This is a genomic window from Nocardia sp. CDC160, assembly GCF_035818795.1.
Lineage (GTDB): Bacteria > Actinomycetota > Actinomycetes > Mycobacteriales > Mycobacteriaceae > Nocardia.
In genome coordinates this window covers 1,315,646-1,334,671 of record NZ_JAYKYT010000004.1, presented here as the reverse complement: position 1 = coordinate 1,334,671, position 19,026 = coordinate 1,315,646, and the positions used below count along the sequence as shown (strand labels likewise).

The 19,026-nt window shown below is 67.8% G+C and carries 18 protein-coding genes; 14 read left to right on the top strand and 4 right to left on the bottom strand.

Annotated features, from left to right (window positions below):
* The first annotated feature begins 6 nt into the window (after nt 1-6).
* The 6 genes from VMT40_RS27610 (at nt 7) to VMT40_RS27585 (ending at nt 8,151) form a co-directional block, all read left to right on the top strand.
* The gene (locus VMT40_RS27610; protein ID WP_326361691.1) at nt 7-1,506 is read left to right on the top strand and encodes an amino acid permease; all 1,500 of its coding nucleotides are present in this window, start codon (nt 7-9) and stop codon (nt 1,504-1,506) included.
* A 206-nt stretch (nt 1,507-1,712) separates the two neighbouring features.
* A complete protein-coding gene (locus tag VMT40_RS27605; protein ID WP_326361690.1) occupies nt 1,713-3,935 on the top strand; it encodes a serine/threonine-protein kinase in 2,223 nt (740 codons plus the stop codon).
* A gap of 116 nt (nt 3,936-4,051) precedes the next feature.
* Nucleotides 4,052-5,230 (top strand): xylose isomerase, encoded by a 1,179-nt coding sequence (gene xylA / locus VMT40_RS27600; RefSeq protein ID WP_326361689.1) that lies wholly within the window; start codon nt 4,052-4,054, stop codon nt 5,228-5,230.
* Complete coding sequence (gene xylB / locus VMT40_RS27595) at nt 5,227-6,618, top strand: xylulokinase (RefSeq protein WP_326361688.1); 1,392 nt, start codon at nt 5,227-5,229, stop codon at nt 6,616-6,618. The genes xylA and xylB overlap by 4 nt, the downstream gene beginning before the upstream one ends.
* On the top strand, nt 6,615-7,802 hold the full coding sequence (locus tag VMT40_RS27590; protein ID WP_326361687.1) for an ROK family protein: 1,188 nt from the start codon (nt 6,615-6,617) through the stop codon (nt 7,800-7,802). The genes xylB and VMT40_RS27590 overlap by 4 nt, the downstream gene beginning before the upstream one ends.
* An 85-nt stretch (nt 7,803-7,887) precedes the next feature.
* Entirely contained in the window at nt 7,888-8,151 is a 264-nt protein-coding gene (locus tag VMT40_RS27585; protein WP_326361686.1) for a hypothetical protein, read from the top strand.
* A 56-nt stretch (nt 8,152-8,207) separates the two neighbouring features.
* On the opposite strand, the gene VMT40_RS27580 is transcribed toward VMT40_RS27585, so the two are convergent.
* Nucleotides 8,208-8,933, bottom strand: coding sequence for a dienelactone hydrolase family protein (locus VMT40_RS27580; protein ID WP_326361685.1), 726 nt, complete (start codon nt 8,931-8,933; stop codon nt 8,208-8,210).
* A gap of 214 nt (nt 8,934-9,147) precedes the next feature.
* On the opposite strand from VMT40_RS27580, the gene VMT40_RS27575 reads away from it, so the two are divergent.
* On the top strand, nt 9,148-9,462 hold the full coding sequence (locus VMT40_RS27575; RefSeq protein ID WP_326361684.1) for a hypothetical protein: 315 nt from the start codon (nt 9,148-9,150) through the stop codon (nt 9,460-9,462).
* Between the two features lie 3 nt (nt 9,463-9,465).
* On the opposite strand, the gene VMT40_RS27570 is transcribed toward VMT40_RS27575, so the two are convergent.
* Nucleotides 9,466-9,867 (bottom strand): hypothetical protein, encoded by a 402-nt coding sequence (locus tag VMT40_RS27570; RefSeq protein ID WP_442790066.1) that lies wholly within the window; start codon nt 9,865-9,867, stop codon nt 9,466-9,468.
* Between the two features lie 334 nt (nt 9,868-10,201).
* On the opposite strand from VMT40_RS27570, the gene VMT40_RS27565 reads away from it, so the two are divergent.
* Nucleotides 10,202-10,465, top strand: a complete 264-nt coding sequence (locus VMT40_RS27565) for a hypothetical protein (RefSeq protein ID WP_326361682.1) — start codon at nt 10,202-10,204, stop codon at nt 10,463-10,465.
* A 6-nt stretch (nt 10,466-10,471) separates the two neighbouring features.
* Here VMT40_RS27565 and VMT40_RS27560 read toward each other — a convergent pair whose 3' ends face one another.
* On the bottom strand, nt 10,472-10,741 hold the full coding sequence (locus tag VMT40_RS27560; RefSeq protein ID WP_326361681.1) for a PLD nuclease N-terminal domain-containing protein: 270 nt from the start codon (nt 10,739-10,741) through the stop codon (nt 10,472-10,474).
* Nucleotides 10,742-11,055: 314 nt separating this feature from the next.
* On the opposite strand from VMT40_RS27560, the gene VMT40_RS27555 reads away from it, so the two are divergent.
* Nucleotides 11,056-12,033: an AraC family transcriptional regulator ligand-binding domain-containing protein gene (locus tag VMT40_RS27555; protein WP_326361680.1), complete on the top strand. Its 978-nt coding sequence runs from the start codon at nt 11,056-11,058 to the stop codon at nt 12,031-12,033.
* On the opposite strand, the gene VMT40_RS27550 is transcribed toward VMT40_RS27555, so the two are convergent.
* Nucleotides 12,030-12,821, bottom strand: a complete 792-nt coding sequence (locus VMT40_RS27550; RefSeq protein WP_326361679.1) for an AraC family transcriptional regulator — start codon at nt 12,819-12,821, stop codon at nt 12,030-12,032. The genes VMT40_RS27555 and VMT40_RS27550 overlap by 4 nt on opposite strands.
* A gap of 273 nt (nt 12,822-13,094) precedes the next feature.
* Here VMT40_RS27550 and VMT40_RS27545 point away from each other — a divergent pair, with 273 nt between their 5' ends.
* The 5 genes from VMT40_RS27545 to VMT40_RS27525 all read left to right on the top strand — a co-directional run bounded on the left by VMT40_RS27545 (nt 13,095) and on the right by VMT40_RS27525 (nt 19,008).
* The gene (locus VMT40_RS27545) at nt 13,095-14,147 is read left to right on the top strand and encodes a terpene synthase family protein (protein WP_326361678.1); all 1,053 of its coding nucleotides are present in this window, start codon (nt 13,095-13,097) and stop codon (nt 14,145-14,147) included.
* Between the two features lie 87 nt (nt 14,148-14,234).
* The gene (locus VMT40_RS27540) at nt 14,235-15,614 is read left to right on the top strand and encodes a cytochrome P450 (protein ID WP_326361677.1); all 1,380 of its coding nucleotides are present in this window, start codon (nt 14,235-14,237) and stop codon (nt 15,612-15,614) included.
* Between the two features lie 128 nt (nt 15,615-15,742).
* On the top strand, nt 15,743-17,116 hold the full coding sequence (locus tag VMT40_RS27535; RefSeq protein WP_326361676.1) for a cutinase family protein: 1,374 nt from the start codon (nt 15,743-15,745) through the stop codon (nt 17,114-17,116).
* Nucleotides 17,117-17,147: 31 nt separating this feature from the next.
* Nucleotides 17,148-17,558 carry a hypothetical protein gene (locus VMT40_RS27530; RefSeq protein ID WP_326361675.1) on the top strand — a complete coding sequence of 137 codons (411 nt, stop codon included), beginning with the start codon at nt 17,148-17,150 and terminating at the stop codon, nt 17,556-17,558.
* Between the two features lie 427 nt (nt 17,559-17,985).
* Nucleotides 17,986-19,008 carry a hypothetical protein gene (locus VMT40_RS27525; RefSeq protein ID WP_326361674.1) on the top strand — a complete coding sequence of 341 codons (1,023 nt, stop codon included), beginning with the start codon at nt 17,986-17,988 and terminating at the stop codon, nt 19,006-19,008.
* Nucleotides 19,009-19,026: the final 18 nt, after the last annotated feature.

Below are 19,026 nucleotides of genomic sequence, written 5' to 3'. Positions count from 1 at the left end.
TCCACTATGGCCACCGTTGAAAGTCGAACGGACGCGCCGACGTCCGCGCTCGGCATCGAGGCTGAGGATGCGGGCTATCACAAGGCCCTGCGCCCGCGGCAGTTGCAGATGATCGCCATTGGCGGCGCGATCGGGACCGGTCTGTTCCTCGGCGCCGCCGGGCGTCTCAAGGTCGCCGGTCCCGGCCTGTTCATCGCCTACGCGGTGTGCGGGATATTCGTGTTCTTCATCCTGCGCGCGCTCGGCGAACTGGTGATGCACCGGCCCTCGTCGGGATCATTCGTCTCCTACTCCCGCGAGTTCTACGGCGAGAAGCTCGCCTTCGGCGTCGGCTGGATGTACTTCTTCCACTGGTGTATGACCGGCATCGTCGACATCACCGCCATCGCCACCTACGTGCACTACTGGGGCGCGACCAAGGTGATTCCGCAATGGACGATCGCACTCATAGCGCTGGTGTTCGTGGTCGCGCTGAACATGGTGTCGGTCAAGTGGTTCGGTGAGATGGAATTCTGGGCGGCCCTGATCAAAGTGGTGGCGTTGATCAGCTTCCTGGTCGTCGGTCTGGTATTCCTGCTCGGTCGGTTCAAGATCGCGGGTGAGGTCACCGGGCCGAGTGTGATCTCGGCCCACGGCGGATTGTTCCCGACCGGGACACTGCCCTTGGTCTTGACCACGACCGGCGTCGTATTCGCTTACGCGGCAGTGGAACTCGTCGGCACGGCGGCGGGCGAGGCCGAGAATCCGGAAAAGGTCATGCCCCGTGCGATCAACTCCGTCATCGCCCGCATCGCCCTGTTCTACGTCGGCTCGCTGGTGCTGCTGTCGATGCTGTTGCCGTACACCGCGTTCAAGGCCGGTACCAGTCCGTTCGTGACGTTCTTCAGCAAGCTCGGCATCAACGGCGCGGGCTCGGTGATGAACTTGATCGTGCTGACCGCCGCGTTCTCCAGCCTCAATGCCGGACTGTACTCGACCGGCCGCATTCTGCGCTCGATGGCCGTCAACGGCAGCGCCCCGTCCGTGGCGTCCCGGATGAGCCGCGGTGGCGTGCCGTACGTGGGAATTCTCGCCACCGCCACCGTCGCCCTGGGCGGTGTCGGGCTCAACGCGATCGTGCCCGCGAAGGCCTTCGAGATCGTGCTGAACATGTCGGCACTAGGCACCATCGCGGCCTGGGCGGCCATCCTGGTCTGCCAGCTGAAGCTGTGGCGCTGGGCCCGCGAGGGCAAGGCCGTCCGCCCGAAGTTCCGGATGCCGGGCGCGCCCTACACCAACTGGGCGGCACTGCTCTTCCTGGTGGGCGTGCTCGCGTTGATGGCCTTCGGCAAGGACGACACCCAGCGCGGCGCACTGATCGCGATGGTGGTGGTCATGGGGCCGGTGATGACGATCGGCTGGTTCCTGACGCGCAAACGGGTGATGGCGATCGCCGCGGCCCGGTCCGGATTCACCGGGCAGTTCCCGGTCCTCGCCGAGCGTCCGCTCGAACACCGCGAGCACTGAACCGGGTCGGGTGAACACCGGGTGTCGCGATATCGAGGCTGTGGTTGCGACACCTCATCCAGTCCTCGACAATCCCATAAGCTCGTCGGTCCCCCCTATTAGTGACGCCACCCAGGGGCCGACAGTCGACCGCTCCACCGCGCGCCTCCACGCGGTGGAGCGGTTCGGGTTCCGGGGTAGGTGTCGGTTCACGGGTCGAGGTGCTCATGTCGGATATTTCCGTCACTTCCGGTCCCATCGCGCAGCGCGGCGTGGAGGTCACCTCCGCGGTCGCTGGCGCGGGGATCGGTGGTGAACGCACCGTGGGCTCGGGGCGAGCGGCGCGGTTCCGGGCCGTGCGGCAGCAACTCGGCACCGGGATGGTGCCGCTGCCGACGGTGCCGACGATCGATCCGGCCGCCGCCGTGCCGGTCGATCCCGAAGTGCCCCAGGACAAGCGGTTCTGCTGGAAATGCCGCCACCCGGTCGGCCGCGAACTGGATGCCGGGCCGACCGGCAACTGTGCGCGCTGCGGCACCCGGTTCAACTTCCGGCCTCCGCTGCGGCCGGGGACCGTGGTCGCGGATCAATACGATGTGCACGGGTGCCTGGCCTACGGGGGTATGGGGTGGATCTATCTGGCCAGGGACCGCAATGTCAGCAGGCGGTGGGTGGTGTTGAAAGGCCTGCAGAACCCCGGCGACATGGAGGCGCGGATCGTCGCGGTCGCCGAGCGGCAGTTCCTGTCGGAGTTGGCGCACCCCAGCATCGTGAAGATCTTCAACTTCGTCCAGCACCGTTCCGAGGACGGCGTGGTGTCGGGGTACATCGTCATGGAGTACATCGGCGGCCAATCCCTGCGCGTCCTGCTGGATGATCGTGCGCCCGAGCGATTTTCGGTGGCCGAGGCGCTGGCCTGCGTGATGGAGGTGCTGCCCGCCCTGGACTATCTGCACGGGCTGGGACTGGGCTACAACGATGTGAAACCGGACAACATCATGGTCGGGGACGGTGAGGTCCGGCTCATCGACCTCGGTGCGGTGGCCGCGCTGGGCTCCGGCGGCAGCCTGTACGGGACGGTGGGTTATCAGGCGCCCGAATACACCGAGACCGGTCCCTCCGTCGCGGCCGACATCTACGCCGTCGGTCGCACCCTGGCCGCGCTGACCCTGCCGATGCCGCTGGATCGGCACGGAAACCGGTTGCCGGGCCTGCCGTCGCCGGATCGGGCGAGCGCGCTGCGGCGGTATCCGGCGTTTCACCGCCTGCTGATGCGTGCCACCGATCCCGATCCGGCGCAACGCTTTTCGTCGATGTACGACATGTACTGCCAGGCGGCCGGGGTGCTGCGGGCGGTGCTGGCCGCCGACACCGGGCGCGGCATTCCCCAGATCTCGACCGTATTCGGTCCCGCGCGAGCCGATTTCGGTACCGAGGTGCTGCTGCTGCCCACCGACGGCCTGGCCGACGGTGTCGCCCGCGCGCCACTGCTGCGGTCACCGGATGTCGTTGCCGCACTGGCCGTTCCGCTGATCGATCCGGACGACCCCAGCGCCGAGCTGCTGTCCCCACTGCTGCACGAGGATCCCGAGCGTGCGTTGGACATGCTGCGCGTCTACAGGGAATCGGCCGCCGCCGGGGTCCTGACACCACCGGTCTCGTTCGCCCACGAGGCCGCCCTCGCCGAGGTGCGGGCGCAGTTGGACCTCGGGAAACTCGCCGAGGCCCGCGAGGCGATGGCTCGGCTGGACGGCACGGCGGCCGAAATGGATTGGCGCCTGGACTGGTATCGGGCCGTGGCCGACTTGCTGGAGGGGCGCTACGCGTCGGCCTATGAGCTGTTCGACGCCGTCCGGGGGGCGCTGCCCGGCGAGATCGCGCCGATGATGGCCTTGGGTGCGGCCGCGGAGCTGCAAGCCCAGGACGACGCCGACGAATCGCGTTGGCGCGCAACGGCGCGTGAGCATTACCGAGCCGTATGGGCCATCGACCGCGGGATGGAGAGCGCGGCCTTCGGCGCGGCTCGCTGCCGTATCGAGGCGGGCGACCTCGACCAAGCCGTCGCGACGCTGGCGTCGGTACCGCCGACGAGTGGTCTGGCCGAGCTGGCTGGGATGACCGCGGCGCTGCTGGCGGTCTCGCGACCGCCGACCGAACTGCGTGCGCGGCATGTGCAGCGCGCCGCGGAGTGCCTGGAGGCGCTGCCCGACGGATCCCGGGCCCGGCGACTGCGAGTCATCGTCCTCAGCGCCGCCCTGGCCGCGCTCCGCTGCGGAGCGCTGACCGGCGCGACGGACCGCACGGTGCTGGGCTATCCGGCAACCGAGCGAGGGTTGCGCCGCGGCGTGGAGGCGGCGTTGCGCGCGGTGGCGTGGACCGCCACCCGCCCGCAGCACCGCTTCGACCTGATCGATCTGGCCAATCGAGTGCGCCCATGGTCGTGGTTCTGAACCGAGTGGCCCTGGTTCCGAACCGAGCCATTTTGGCGATTTCCAGAACTTCTGGGCGGGTGGTGAGTAGGCTGCCGAGCACTTAGTTCAATGTCTGAACAAAGTGGAGGATGGTCATGGTTACGCCGACGCAAGCGGATAGGTTCTCGTTCGGATTGTGGACGGTGGGGTGGCGGGGGAGGGATCCGTTCGGGGATGCCACTCGACCCGAACTGGATGCGGTGGAGGCGGTGCATCGGCTGGCCGAGTTGGGGGCGTACGGGATCAGCTTTCACGATGATGACGTGATTCCGTTCGGGGCGGACGCGGGGGAGCGGGAGCGGCGTATCGAGCGGCTGCGAAAGGCGTTGGCGGAGACCGGGATGGTGGTGCCGATGGTCACCACGAATCTGTTCACCCATCCGGTGTTCAAGGACGGCGGATTCACCAGCAACGATCGGGGCGTGCGCCGGTTCGCGCTGCGCAAGGTGTTGCGGAATGTGGAGCTCGCGGCCGAGCTCGGGGCGCGGACCTATGTGCTGTGGGGCGGGCGCGAGGGCGCGGAATACGACAGCGCCAAGGACGTGCGCGCGGCGCTGGACCGCTACCGCGAAAGCCTCGACGTACTCACCGAATTCGTGCGCGACCGGGGCTACGACCTGCGCTTCGCGATCGAACCGAAGCCCAATGAGCCGCGCGGCGACATCCTGCTGCCGACCGTCGGGCACGCGCTGGCGTTCATCACCACCCTCGCGCATCCGGAGCTGGTCGGGGTCAATCCCGAAGTGGGGCATGAGCAGATGGCGGGATTGAACTTCGCGCACGGCATCGCGCAGGCGCTGTGGCAGGGCAAGCTGTTCCACATCGACCTGAACGGGCAGCGCGGCATCAAATACGACCAGGATCTGGTCTTCGGCCACGGCGATCTGATGAACGCGTTCAGCCTGGTCGACCTGCTGGAGAACGGCGGGCCGAACGGCGAACCGGCCTATGACGGTCCGCGCCACTTCGACTACAAACCCTCGCGGACCGAGGACATCGAGGGCGTCTGGGATTCCGCGGCCGCCAATATGCGCACCTACCTGCTGCTCAAGGAGCGAGCCCGCGCCTTCCGCGCGGATCCCGAAGTGCAGCAGGCGCTTTCGGAGGCCGGGGTGCACACCCTGCACACCCCGACCCTGTCCCCGGGTGAGCACTACACCGACCTGTTGGCCGATCCGGCAGCCGATTTCGACCCGGACCGGGTCGGCGAACGCGGCTACGGCTTCGTCCGCTTGAACCAGTTGGCGCTCGAACACCTGCTGGGCGCACGATGACACTGGTAGCGGGGGTCGACTCCTCCACCCAGGCCTGCAAGGTCGTCATTCGTGACGCCGAGAGCGGACGGGCCGTGCGGTTCGGCCGGGCGGCGCATCCACCCGGCACCGAGGTCCATCCGGAGCACTGGTGGACTGCGCTGCACGAAGCGTTCGACGACGCGGGCGGCCTCGAGGATGTGGCGGCGATCAGTATCGCCGGACAGCAGCACGGTCTGGTGTGCCTGGACGAGGCGGGGCAGGTCGTGCGAGACGCACTGTTGTGGAACGACACTCGATCGGCCGATGCCGCCCGCGACCTGGTCGACGAACTGGGCGCGCCGACCTGGGCGCAGCGCACCGGATCGGTGCCGGTGGCGTCGTTCACCGTCACGAAGCTGCGCTGGCTGGCCGAGCACGAGCCCGACAACCTCGCCCGCACCACCGCGGTCTGCCTGCCGCACGACTGGCTGACCTGGCGATTGCGCGGCGGCGGACTCGAGCAGCTCACCACCGACCGCTCGGACGCCTCGGGCACCGGCTATTTCGATTCCCGCACCGGTGAATACTGTCGGGACTTGCTCGAATTGGCCTGTGGTCGAAGCGATCTGCTCCTCCCCGAGGTGATGGGCCCTAGCGAGTCGACGGCGTCGGCGTCCGGTCCGCTGCTGGCCGTCGGTGCGGGCGACAATGCGGCGGCCCGGCTCGGTTTGGCGGCGGGCACGGATGTGGTTGTCTCGCTGGGTACTTCGGGCGTGGTATCGGCGGACTCGGCCGTGCGCCCGGCCGACCCGACCGGCATTGTCGCCGGTTTCGCCGATGCCACCGACCGCTATCTCCCGCTGGTCTGCACCCTCAATGCCGCGCGGGTGCTGGACACCGCCGCCGATCTGCTCGGTGTCGGACTGCGGAAGCTGAGCGATCTCGCCCTGTCGGCCCCGCCCGGGGCGGAGGGTGTCGTGCTGGTCCCGTACCTCGACGGAGAGCGAACCCCCAACCTGCCCACCGCCACCGGAGCCCTGCACGGCCTCACCACCGCCACCACGACACGGGCCAATCTCGCCCGCGCCGCCGTGGAGGGCATGCTGTGCGGGATCGCTGCCGGGTTGGAAGCCCTGACCGCCCAGGGCGTTTCGATCACCACCGTGCGGTTGATCGGTGGCGCGGCCGCGCTGCCCGCGGTGCGGGAGATCGCACCCACGGTGTTCGGGGTGCCGGTGCTGGCGCCCGAGCCCGGCGAATACGTCGCCGAGGGCGCCGCCCGCCAGGCCGCCTGGGCGTTGCACGGTGGCACCGAGATCCCGTCCTGGCCCGAACCCGCGTCTGCGGCAAGGCGTTACGAGGCCCTCGCGGTGGACGCGGTGCGAGAGCGGTACCTGTCGGCCCAGTCGAAGTATCTCGAGCGATGACGCCGCCGCCCGGCCCCGTTCACCTGCGGCAGGTGCGCACCGGAAACCTGCAGGCCCTGCTGACGGCCCTGCTGGACGGCCCGGCCTCGCGCGCCGAGCTCGCCCAGCGCATCGGCCTGACCAAGGCCACGATCGCCAACCTGGTGGAACCGCTGCTGCGACAACGGATTCTGGCCGAGGACGACCTGGTGAACAGCGGTCGCGGCCGCCCTTCGCGGCCACTGCGATTCTCCGACGAGGCCCCGGTGGCCGTCGGCGCGGAAATCAATGTGCGACACCTCGCCGTCCTCGTGCAGCGCTTGGACGGGTCGACGGCGGCCGAAGCACGCGTCGACCTCGACAACCGCCGCCGCACCGCCGACGATCTGATCGACCGCCTCGCCGAGCTGATCCGCGCCACGCTCGCTGAATCCGGCCGCGAGGCACTGGGAATCGGGCTGGCCGTACCGGGCATCGTGCACCAGGACACGGTCGTACACGCGCCCAATGTCCCCGCGCTGACCGGCATCAGGATCGGCGATCGCCTGGCGGCCGCGCTCGCGACGCCGACGGTGCTGGTGGACAACGAGGCCAATCTCGCCGCCCTCGCCCACGTGTGGCCCCGCCGCCTGGCCGGTGACGACTTCGTCTACGTCTCCGGCGATGTCGGCATCGGCGCCGGAATCATCCTCGACGGCACCCTGTTTCGCGGCGGCAGCGGCTTCGCGGGCGAACTCGGCCACGTCGTCATCGAGCGCGCGGGCCGCCCCTGCACCTGCGGCAGCCAAGGCTGCGTCGAGCAATACGCCGGTCTCCAGGCGATCCTCACCGCCGCGGGCGAACCCAACCTCGACGCCCTGTGCGAATCCCTGCGCACAGGCAACACCCACACCCGCTCCGCCGTCAACTGCGCCGGTTCGGCCCTGGGCGTCGCCCTGGCCTCCCTGGTCAACCTCTGCGACGTCGGCACAATCATCCTCGGCGGCAGCTACCCACCCTTCTTCGACGACCTCGCCCCCGGCGTCCGCGCCGAACTCATCACCGGCATCCTCGCCGCCCCCAAACGCCCAATCACCCTCGCGGCCTCCCCTCTGGGCAGCGCAGCCGTCGTCCGCGGCGCGGCCGCCCTCGTCACCCGCCAGTGCTGCCTCACCCCGGAACTCCTGCTGGCACCGGACCCGAGCACAGTCGCCTACGAGATCTGAAGTGGGAGTGGGTCACTTGCTGTACGGTGTGCGAACACGAGTGTTCGTCACTCTGTTCGGTAATCGCTCCCAGAGGGGACAAGTAATGTCACTGGTCAACGCGCGCAATATGATTCGTGGATCGCTTGCCGTCGCTTCGGCGGCGGTCGGGTTTGCCACCGTGGTCGGTACCGCTGCTGCGGCACCGATTGTGCAGGAGCCGACTGCGCCGGTGGCCGGAGCGGCTGCTTCGACCGGATCCTCCACCGGCTCTTTCGCTCTCGATGATGTGCTGCACGGGTGCACGCTGTTTTTCCAGGCGTACAACCCTGCGACGAATAGCTGTGTTTCGACCGGCACGTCGCTCTGAGATCGGCGGGAGCCGCGCTGACCGGGGTGGTCAGTGCGGCACCGTGGTTGCCGTGCCTATAAGGCGCGGTCGAGGAGGGGGAGTAGGCGGGACCAGTGGCGTTGCAGGGCTGAGGGGTTGAAGGAGTCGGTGTCGGACATGGTGAAGCCGTGGATGGTGTTGGGGTAGATCTCCGAGGTGTAGGTCAGGCCCGCGGCGGTCAGGGTTTGGTTGAGGTCGTTCAGGTCGTCGGGTGTCAGATCGCTTGCGGCGTGGCCGAAGTGGGTTTGGGCCTTGATCTGAGCGGGGGCATCGGGTCCGGCGGCGGCCACGGGGGCGTGGAAGGCGGCGAGGGCGGCCACCTGATCGGGGTGGGCTGCGGCGGTGCGAGTCGCCAGGAGGCCGCCGATGCAGTAGCCGGTCACCGCGACCGGTCCCGGGCTGACTTCGGGCTGCGTGGTGAGGAAGTCGAGGTAGGCGTCGGCATCGCGCAGGATGCGGTCGGGGGTGTGCGCCTCGATCATGGGCATCAGCTCTGCGAAGATGCCGGGGCGCGTGTCGGCGTCGATGTGGGCGGGCAGGTCGATCACCGGTGCCGGGCCGTGGCGGTAGAAGAGGTTGGGGACGAGCACGTAGTAGCCGTGGTCGGCCAGTTCGCGGGCCATGTCGCGCAGGACGGGGCGCAAACCGAAGCCGTCGGCGTACATCAGTACCCCCGGATGGCGTTCGCCGTCGTCGGGGAAGGCGGCGAAACCGTCGGCCCGACCGTCCGGAGTGGGGATCAGCAGTGACTTGATGGGCATGAATTCTCCTGTCGTGGTTGATCTGTCGAGGTTGTGATCAACACGACGGGGGAGCCCGCACGGTGCTCAGAACAGCACCGGGTCACCAATCCGTGTGTGGCGCAAGGCCGTCCCGGTAGTCATCGCCGCACAGCATAGCTCATCGAACGCACATTCAACATCGGCGGCGTAGAGGCAGCAGTTTCTTCGATTGCCGGGTGGGTAATCGATCGAGATGACCGATGTCGAGCCTTTACAGGGTCTCTTGGAGACCATTGCCGAGCACGTCAATGAGCCGACGGCCGCGGCGGTGCGGGCGGCGGCGGGGCCGGAGTTGGATACCGAGACGGCGCGGGAGGCGCTGGAGTCGCTGGGGTTCGTGACCGATTCCGAGGTGCAGTGGATGGCGAACGATATCGCCTCCGGGGTGGACGCGGGGCTGCCGGAGGCGATTCAGGCGGATGTGGCGGCGTTGGGGGCCGATCCTTCGCTCGAGTGTCTCGCGAAGTTGGTCTCGCACGTGTTGGAGTCGCTGCTCGTCACCGAGTGAGGGTCAGTCCTGGGGCGGCTCGGGCTTTGTGAATTCGTCCAGGGCACTGACCGGGACACCGTACGGGAGGAAACGGACCCGGCGGTGGGGGTCGGTGTTGTCCCGGTGGGCGCGCAGGGCCTCGAGTTCGGTGGGGAAGATCTGGTCGACGGTGGCGGTGCCGGAATCGTCGAGGACGTAGACGGCCCAGACGCCGTCGCCGGATTCGCCGGTGGTGGGTCCCTCGCGTTTGGGGGCTCGTTCGGGCTGGACCAGCAGACCGAGGAGCGAGGTCAGGGGGTTGGTGGTGGTGCGGTCGAGGTAGTCGGAGGCTTTGCCGAGGAGGTCTCGGAGGTCGACGCCCGCCTCGCGGAGGGCGCGTTCGAAGTCTTCGGGATCGATTCCGAAGGGGCCGTTGGTTGCCATCGCATCAACTCCGGGGGAGGAATTCGGCTCTACGTTCACCAGTGTGCGCTCCGGACGTGTGTCGCGCCACAGGGTGATGTCGTGCACACGCGCGAACGCCTCCGCATAGCGAATTCCCTTATTCATTGGTGTGATTCTCCGAACCGCGCATCCGGTGGTGGTCCGCGGTTTGGCGACGACCTACGAAAGGGTCCCCTTGCAGGGGATCTGCGAGAGCGAACCGGGCGGATTGTGACCTGGAATACCCATGGATATCGGCCCATCGGCGTGGTACTACTAGGACCGTAATTCGCGTTGAGGTCTCGAACTCCGAAAACACAGTCGGAGAGAGACATTGGGTATTTCGACGGCACGGAACCACCGCGCCGGGGCGGCCCAGCAGTTTGGAGGAACCATGTACGACCAGACACGTGGCTCGGTAAAGAATTTCGGCCTGTTCGCCGTTCAGCAGCCCCGCCGAATCAATTCGAAAATCGCGGGCATCGTTATTGGCGCGTTCATTGTCGGCGGATTCGCCGGTCATGTCGTGATCCCGGACGCGCAGCGGGAAATCGGCCAGCCCACGACCGTTTCGGCCGTGGTCCAGCAGGCCCGCTAGGAATCGCTAGGAATATTGGATCGGGTTCAGCAAGGTGGATTTGCGGCCGAACAGGAACCAGGCGACCGGACCCAGGAACGGGAACGCCAGGATCAACAGGGCCCAGATCGCCTTGCCGCCCGCCGCATAGGTGCGTGAACGCACCACGCTCACCAGTGCCGCGATGAACAGCACGACGGCGGCCAGGGCGACGGCGAGGACGCCGATGACGAACACCACCGATGCCACGGATTCGCCGGTGCCGGTGTCGGTCGCTGCGAGGAGGGTTGTGATCATGCGTTCGACGCTACCGAGGGCAGACCTCCTCGCACATCAGCCATTCGCCCACTATTAGCCATCGCGCGGTAGCTCCCCGGATGTAGATCGAAAGAACTACGCCCGCGCGCCGCGCATCCCGCACGATCGGGAGCCCACATCGGATCCCCTCCGCTGACGCGTTGCGGACAAATCGCATCCGCTCTCCCGATGTGGTCACCCGATCTTGCTCGGGCGACTAGATTTTCGTTGTCGTTGGTGTTTCTCTGCGCTTGGCCGGAGGGGCCTTGGAGACCACGTACCGCCTTTCGTTGTGCCGGTTCGCCATTGAACAGGTGGCTGCCAATGGGTTGGAGCCCGAGTGGTTGCTACGGGAAGCTGGATTGCCCGCCTGGAGCTTGGACGACGGCGATGTCCAGATTCCGAGTTCGGTGTACTGCCGTCTGTGGGAGGTCGCCGGAAAGGCCCTCGACGATCCGATTCTTCCGGTTCGCGTGGGATGTCGTTTCACGCTCGGGGCCGGTGGCCTGTGCGACTACCTGTTCTCCACCTCGGCGACCATTGGCGAGGGTCTCGCCACGGTCGGCCCGTACATCAGCGATATCAGCACGAATCACCGGCTGTCGTTCACCGAGGAGGACAACGGTGATGTCACCGTCGGACTCGAGATCGTCGAAGGCGACGACCGGGCCCGCGATCTCACCCACCTGTGGGGCGTGAGCTCCCTGCTCGGCCGACCCCGCCGGGTCGCGGCGGGCACCTTCGACGCGGTGCGGGTGCGCCTGCGGCAGCGGGCCCCACGCAACTACACCGATATGTACGACCTGCTCGGCACGCGCGCAATCGAATTCGGGGCCTCGGAGGATTCGATCACTCTGCGCGGCGCGGACCTCGGAATTCCGCTGACCACCGCCGATCCCATCCTGCGCCGCATTCTCGAACAGATCGCCGCCACCGTGCCCCCGCCACCACCCCTGGCCACCGCCTGGGTCGATCGCGTGGCCGAGACGCTCGCCGACGCACTGGACGCGGGCGACGTCTCGCTCGACGCGGTGGCGCGCCGACTCACGGTGAGCCGCCGGACCTTGCAGCGCCGACTCCTGGAATCCGGCACCAGCTGGCGGCAGGAATTGGACCGGGCCCGACTCGAACGCCTGCGCCGCGCCGACGCCCACGGCGAACGTCTCGGGCTGGCGCGCCAGGCCGAGCTGCTGGGATACGCGGGGCCGGAATCGGTTCGGCGCGCGTCGCGGCGGTGGGAGTCCTTCGCCCACCGGCAGGTGATGTACGGAGCGAGTCACGGCGCGTCCTAGACCCCGGTGACCAGCGCCAGACGGCGAGCGCCGCGGATCACCGGGCCCCGGGCCTGGCCGCTGACACCGTTCTGGTCCAGACGACGCTGGAGCATTGCGGCGCACTGGCTTTCGTATCGGCGCGCCGTGATCGGGCTGGCCTGCGGCATGGGCAGGTTCAGCAGCTCCGCGCCGAAGACGATCAGGGTGCGCGGCGCGTCGCAGATCAGCTCGGGCACGCCGAGCACCATGGCGAAGCCGTCGTAGATCGGGTGGGCGGCCACGGTGACCTCGACGCGCTTGGTGCGCCACCGCGACGGCAGCATTTCGCGCTGGATGCACGCCAGGGCGCCGAGGTCGTGCTCGAGCGAGAAGCGCCGCAGATCCTCCGGCACGGTGGAATCGTCACGGACCAGCCAGATCTCGTCATCGTGCTGTTCGACCGAATAGCGCGCGAACGAACACGACAGGTCCGCGTAGCGCAGTCCGACCTCGAGCGCGCGGCGGACGGTGGACTGGCTCATGATCGCGCAGGCCAGCGCGCCCAGCAGCGGCGGCTGGCACATGACTCCGGCCAGCAGGCCCAGCCCGGGTTCGTCGCCGACGTGGCGGATGATATTGCGCATGACTGCGATTTCCTGATCCTGGGTGACGTACCCGTCCGGGCTCATCAGCATGCGCTCGTGAATTCCGGTGTGGCGTAGGGCGGATTCGAGCGAGAGCCCGTGCCCGATCGCGAAGTCGACGAGCAGGGCCGTGTTGGTGATGGAACGAATCTGCAGCAGCCCCCCGGTCGCGTGGTCGGTCACGCGGTTCAGCGTTGTCGTCACCGGATGCGCTCGACAGTACGGATCGCGCCAACGTCCATCGATTGCGCCAGGTTCGCCATGAGGTTGGCGCGTTCGGCACTGGCGATTCGCCCACAACGGGCGAAAGGGAGTCCCAAATTGGCAGGTCTGTGGCCCAAACCAGGCTGTTCGATCTAGATCTAGCAAACTTATGGTTATTCATAGCGCTACATGATCGGATGGTCGAACCACCGTGCGGCGCAATAGCTCCCGTTCATTCGGAATCGAGGCTCCATGTCGGTTTCCACCACCGCGGTCGATGTCCGCGAACTCGATTGCCTACCGCCTCCCGAGCATCCGCTCTTCGCCCTGCCCGCCCGAATCTCACCGCATCGCGCCCGTCTGGAACGGCTCATTCTCGACTGGGCGGATGCCTTCGAGCTGCTGGAGACGCCGCGCCAACGCGAGCGACTGGCCGGAACTCGATTGGGAGAACTGGTCGCCCGGGCCTTTCCCTTCGTGCGAGAGGATCGGCTCGAGGCCCTGGCCGGGTGGTTCACCTGGGCCTTCGTCATCGACGACTGGTACGACGGTCCGGGCGGCGCCGCCACCCACGGCCACGAGCGGGCGCTGGCGCAGGTGCTGGCCGCCCTGCCCGTGGATGGTTGCCAGACCGGCGATTACGACGCCGGACTGGTTCGGCAGTTGGCCGCGGTCTGGCGTTTGCTGGCCGGTCCGCAGAGTGTCGCGTGGCGACTGCGCTTCGTCGACGATATGGCGGGCTTCATGGAGTCCTTCGCCTACGAGGCGATCAATCGGCGCTCGCGGCACGTCCCCAAGGTGTTGCCGTACGCGCAGCTGCGCCGCCAGTCCGGTGGCATCACGCCGTGCCTGAGATTGCTCGAATACGCTGCCGGGCTGGAGGTTCCGGGCATCATCGCCCGCAGCGATCCCTTTCGCCGCATGTTCGACCACACCGCCGACGTGGTGGTCTGGGTCAATGATGTGCTGTCGCTGCGCAAGGAGTTGGCCATCGGCGAGGTCAGCAATGGCGTGCTCGCCGTGGCCACCGAGCGGCGCTGCGATCTGCGGACCGCGATCGACCTCGTCTATCGGCGGGTCGCCGAGGATATCGACGCGTTCCATTGCGCGGAACAGGAATTGGCGGACATGTGCGCCGACTGGTGCGGGCTGGCCGACGCCGATCGCCACGCCGTGCGGGTGTGCGTCGAGGGCATGAAGAGTTGGATGCGCGGCAATCTCGACTGGTCGCTGCGCTCCGAGCGTTACGCGCAGGCCGACACCGTCCGGCTGTGCACCTCACCGAGATTGCTGTCCGCCGAATAGTTCAGGCCGAGCACCGAGCGGTCGCGGTCGACCGCCGAACAGTCGTGCCCATCAGGGGAATTCACCACCATCGCCCGGAGGATCGTCATGTCCATCGCCCTGCCGCGCCCGCATGCCCGCCGCCCCGCGCCGGTACCCACCGCGCCCGGTGCCCTGCCGCTGTTCGGCCACAGTCTGGCCTTGCTACGAGATCCCTTGGCGCTGCTGCGATCTCTCACCGCACACGGTGATGTCGTCCGATTACGTCTGGGTGCCGGGGCGTTCTACGTCGTCTGCACCCCCGAACGGACCCGCGAACTGCTGCACGACCCACGTACGTTCGACAAGGGCGGCTTCTTTTTCACTCGCCTGCGCGAGTTGACCGGCAACAATGTCGGCACCTGCCCCTACGCTGACCACGCCACGCAGCGCCGACTGGTGCAGCCCGTCTTCCATAAGCATCGAATGCCCGGCTACGCCCGCACGATCGTCGATCAGACCGCCGTCGTGGTCGACGAATGGCGCGACGGCGCGGTGATCGACGTCTTTCCCGACATGCTGCGCATCGGTGCACGCTGTGCCGCATTCCTCGTCTTCGGCGTCGCGCTGCCACCGAAGGTGTTGGAGCGCAACATTTCCGACATCACCACCTACATCCAGGGCATCTTCATTCGAATGTTCCTGCCGCCCAGCCTGGTTCGTCTGCCGCTGCCCGCCAACCGGCGGTACGAGCGCGCTCGGCGTCGCCTCCGTGACTCGGTCGAGGACATGATCGGCGGACGCGACAATGCCTGTGCCGGTGGCGATCTGATGACGGCACTGCTCGACGCCGAACCGGAGGTAGGGGAGGGGCGAACCCGGACAGAGCTCACCGATCAACTGACGCTGATGCTCATCGCCGGTACCGAGTCCACCGCCACCACCGTCTCCTGGGCACTGCACGAACTCTCCCGCGACAGCGTCCTCCAAGACCGGGTGCATGCCGAGCTCGACGCCGTCCTCGGCGGGGAATCCCCGGCCCACCACCACGTCCAGCACCTCGAATTCCTCGGCCGGGTCCTGACCGAAACCCTCCGAAAGTATCCGGCCGCCTGGATTCTCACCCGCCGCACCACCTCCGACACCACCCTCGGCGACCACCCGATCCCCGCGGGCGCGACCGTCGTTTACAGCCCCTATCTGCTGCATCACCGTCGCGACGCCTTCCCCGATCCGGATCGCTTTGACCCGGATCGCTGGCTCTCGACCAACCCCACCTCCCGAAAATCCCTCATCCCCTTCGGCGCGGGCACGCGCAAATGCGCGGGCGACACCTTCGCCATGACCGAGGCCACCCTGGTCCTGGCCTGGATTCTCACCCGCTACACCGTCCATCCGGTCCCAGCCAGCCCGGTGCGCCTGATTCCCGCGGGCGCACTGCAACCGGGCGGCCTGCGCATCCGCCTGGCGGCCCGGCCTGCCACGACAACACCCCATCCCCAAATCTGAAAAGAAAATGTGTCTGAAAGTCCTGCGGAATCGGGACCGAATGCCGAGAATTGGCTGGGATGGGGCGGCGGTATCGAGCCTGCGAAGCGCCGTCCCCGAAACTCGCTTGGCAACAGAGGAATTGGGCGATGAGAAGGCTGGTGAGGTCCGGCGCGGCCACGGTGGCCGCGGCGGCGGTCGCATTCGGGACCGTGGTGGTGGGTGACGCGCGGGGTGAGGTGGGCGGCAGGCCGACGTGCACGCCGTACACGGCAATTCTCGCGCCGGGGACGTGGGAGACGCGCATGGACGCCGATCCAACGGTGCCGGTCGGTATGTTGCGACCGATCGGGGATGGGCTGCAACGGCAGTTCGGCCGCGACATCACGGTGCTGTACGCGCCCTACGCGGCCAGCGCCTTCGATCAGGGCCTGAGCTACGCCGAATCGTTGACCAGTCTGGAGGACGAACTCCGCTCGATGTTGGGGAAGCTGTGCGACTCGACGCGGGTCCTGCTGGCCGGATACAGCCAGGGCGCGAACGGCGTCGGGGACCTCGCGACCGAGATCGGCAATGGCGCGGGTCCGATCGCCGCGGACCGGGTGTTGGGCGTCGGATTGGTCGCCGATCCGCATCGGGATCCGGATGCCTCGCTCGCGCTGGGGGATCCGCAGCCCGGCCACGGCATCGCCGGAACCCGGAGTCGGAACTTCGGTGCGCTCACCGACCGGGTCCGCACGCTGTGCGTCCAGGGCGATCTCTATTGCTCGCTCGATGCCGGGACCTCGCCGTTCCTCGCGGCGCTCGGACGCGTCCTCAGCGGCGACACGACCCCGATCGCGAATCTGATTCCCGCCGCCATTCAGCCGGAGATGCTTCTCGACCAGGCCATTGTGGTGGGCAGCGGCTGGGCGGCGACGGCGGCGAATCTGCCGACGATCCTCAATGGACTCACCAAGCTGCCCGATGCGATCACCACCGGAGACCTGCTCGGCGCGCATCGGATCGCGACCGAGGTGAACGCCGCCCTGACCCCGATCGTGCAGGCCGCCGAGGGCGTCGACCTGACCGTCGTCGGCGCGGTGATCCGCGCGGCCGCCGCCATCGACCCCACCGGCTGGACCGCCGCCGCCAGCCTCATCGCCGACACCCTGACCCGCGTAAACATCCTCCGCATCGCCGGTGACGTCGCGCAGATGCAGGACATCCTGTGGCAGGCGGTCGAATCCCTCACGCGCAACGACGTACTCGGCGCGGCCGCACAGGTGGCGGCCCTGGGCCCGGCCGGACTCGATGTGGCCAACGCCGTCGCCGGACCGCTCGCCAGTGCGATCCACGGCGACCTCCTCGGCGCCGCGCAGACCCTGCTGAGTCTCAGCGGCCCCGACTCGATCAGCAGCTTGGTGCAATTGGGCCGCCAGGGCGTCGACATGGCAACCTTCTACGCCTCCAACGCGCACGTCGACTACGCCGACGACGTCCAGATCCTCTTGGGATTCCTAGGCTCCCAGATCCAGGGTTAGGCTCGATATCACCGCTGGAGGAGGTGGAGCCGTGACCGCAGTCCCCGAAATCCCCGATTCGCGCTACGGCACCCGCCGCGTCCCGTACTGGATCCCACCCCACGGCTTCAGCAACGGCCTACACGCCCACTCCTGGGTAATCCTCGCCGACCTCGAGGAACACCACCTCTACCGAGTCCTGTTCGCACTGACCGACATCGGCGTCGCCGGATACGTCGCCCCCGCCCGAGTGACACCCCTCGAAGCGGGCGACCCCGAAACCGTCTGGCGGCTCTGGGTGGATACGTCCCAGTGCCGTCGTGCCGAGGATTTGCTGATGGAACTGCTGCGCTACGGATCGCGCCCACCGGTACGCGGGCGGGCGAAAACCCGTCGGCTGCGGGTGCCGCTCGTCAGGCCGGAGGCAACCCGGGGTGGTCGGGAGTCGGAGCGGGCTCTATGATCTAGACGATGATGATTGCTTCTGATCGCAGATTGGGGGTCCCGTTCGTCGCAGGTGAGTGCTGATGCTCACCGAGTTTGCGAATGGGGACGGATCCCGAAAGTCCTTCTGGCTGCGCGTGCGTGAGTTTGCCGTGCCGCCCTCCATGATCGATACCGCTACCGCTCGACGTCGGGTTGGGGATTGGGCGGGGGCCTGTGCGGCCGCCGGGTTCGATGTGGATATTGATTTACGTTCACTGGCGCGGGAATACGGTCGTGAACTTGCCAATCGGGTTCGGGGCGATCTGCGGCATTTGGCGCCGGATCTGCTGCGGTGGCATATGCCGAGGGTTGCGCCGGACGGGCTGTTGCGTCCGGGGTCGACCATCGCGCTGGCTCGATACGATCCGCTGGGGTGTGAAACACCGTGTGGTGCAGTGCACTTGGTGGTTCGTACCGCGCCGAGATGGGCGGAGGCCGGGCAGCGGATCGAACTGGGGCTCTGGGCCGCCTCCGATGCCGGGGCCGGGCGGCACCCGCATCCTCGACCCAATCGGCGCTTCCGGATGGATCTGCACCGGCACCTGTGGGATGCGCGCAGAGTCGATGAGCTTCGGATGCGTTTCGGCGCAGGGGATTCCACCGGAGAGAACTCGCGTGTGGACCCTGACCTGCTGGGGATGATCCCCGAGGGGCGCCATGCCGCGATCGATCGATGGGCCGCCGAGGCGCGGATTCTGCTCGATGCGGAAGGGGCGCAAGGGGATACATTCGTGCTGCGCTTGGGAGCTCGACGGCATGTCGTCGCGGAGCTGGTCGGGTCCGATGCTGGTCATGTCGTGGTGCGACCGGCGGCGCATCCGGCAGGCGCGGTCTCCAGATTGCCGATCCTTCCCGACGCCGCCACCTGGATCCCGCCGGATCTGGAACTGCTGCGCAGCGGAGCCATATCGGCCGACCGGCTGCACCCACTGGTCGCCGCCGCTTTGGTACCGGACTACAGGCCGAGCGAATCCGGCTGTGCCCCGGACCGTTCGGCGCAGCCGCTGCTGGTCGAATGCGGGGGAGCGCGACACCGCCTTGGGCTGGTCGACGGTGTGCTGACCGCGCTCGACCACGACCCGGCCGAGCTGGCGCGCGAACACCTGCTGATCGCACTGACCGGAAATCCGCTGCCCTGTCTGCGGGTCATCGATCAGGCCCACCGCAATCCGGACTGCCTGCAAGGCATTCGCGACCGCCTCGACCACGGCGACACCGCGGGCGCAGTCGCCGTCATCGCGAACTTGCTCGGTGCCGAGGCCGCACTGCGCGACGGCGCACTCCGCGACGAGCTGGAGGCGTCCGCGCAACGCCGAATCACGTACGGGCTCTACCGCGCTGGCCTGACCGGGTCCGGACCCAACGCCCCCGCCCGGCGGCGACCCACCGACCGCCGCGCCCACCCACGCCACGCCTCGACCCGCTGACCTACATCGCGCGCAAAC

Bases quoted from the DNA above. Each gene is read 5' to 3' on its own strand.
- VMT40_RS27575 (WP_326361684.1), top strand. From the start codon at position 9,148: ATGACCGATGTCGAGCCTTTACAGGGTCTCTTGGAGACCATTGCCGAG.
- VMT40_RS27540 (WP_326361677.1), top strand. From the start codon at position 14,235: ATGTCCATCGCCCTGCCGCGCCCGCATGCCCGCCGCCCCGCGCCGGTA.
- VMT40_RS27560 (WP_326361681.1), bottom strand. From the start codon at position 10,741: ATGATCACAACCCTCCTCGCAGCGACCGACACCGGCACCGGCGAATCC.
- VMT40_RS27585 (WP_326361686.1), top strand. From the start codon at position 7,888: ATGTCACTGGTCAACGCGCGCAATATGATTCGTGGATCGCTTGCCGTC.
- VMT40_RS27545 (WP_326361678.1), top strand. From the start codon at position 13,095: ATGTCGGTTTCCACCACCGCGGTCGATGTCCGCGAACTCGATTGCCTA.
- xylA (WP_326361689.1), top strand. From the start codon at position 4,052: ATGGTTACGCCGACGCAAGCGGATAGGTTCTCGTTCGGATTGTGGACG.
- VMT40_RS27610 (WP_326361691.1), top strand. From the start codon at position 7: ATGGCCACCGTTGAAAGTCGAACGGACGCGCCGACGTCCGCGCTCGGC.
- xylB (WP_326361688.1), top strand. From the start codon at position 5,227: ATGACACTGGTAGCGGGGGTCGACTCCTCCACCCAGGCCTGCAAGGTC.
- VMT40_RS27570 (WP_442790066.1), bottom strand. From the start codon at position 9,867: ATGGCAACCAACGGCCCCTTCGGAATCGATCCCGAAGACTTCGAACGC.
- VMT40_RS27590 (WP_326361687.1), top strand. From the start codon at position 6,615: ATGACGCCGCCGCCCGGCCCCGTTCACCTGCGGCAGGTGCGCACCGGA.
- VMT40_RS27580 (WP_326361685.1), bottom strand. From the start codon at position 8,933: ATGCCCATCAAGTCACTGCTGATCCCCACTCCGGACGGTCGGGCCGAC.
- VMT40_RS27535 (WP_326361676.1), top strand. From the start codon at position 15,743: ATGAGAAGGCTGGTGAGGTCCGGCGCGGCCACGGTGGCCGCGGCGGCG.
- VMT40_RS27605 (WP_326361690.1), top strand. From the start codon at position 1,713: ATGTCGGATATTTCCGTCACTTCCGGTCCCATCGCGCAGCGCGGCGTG.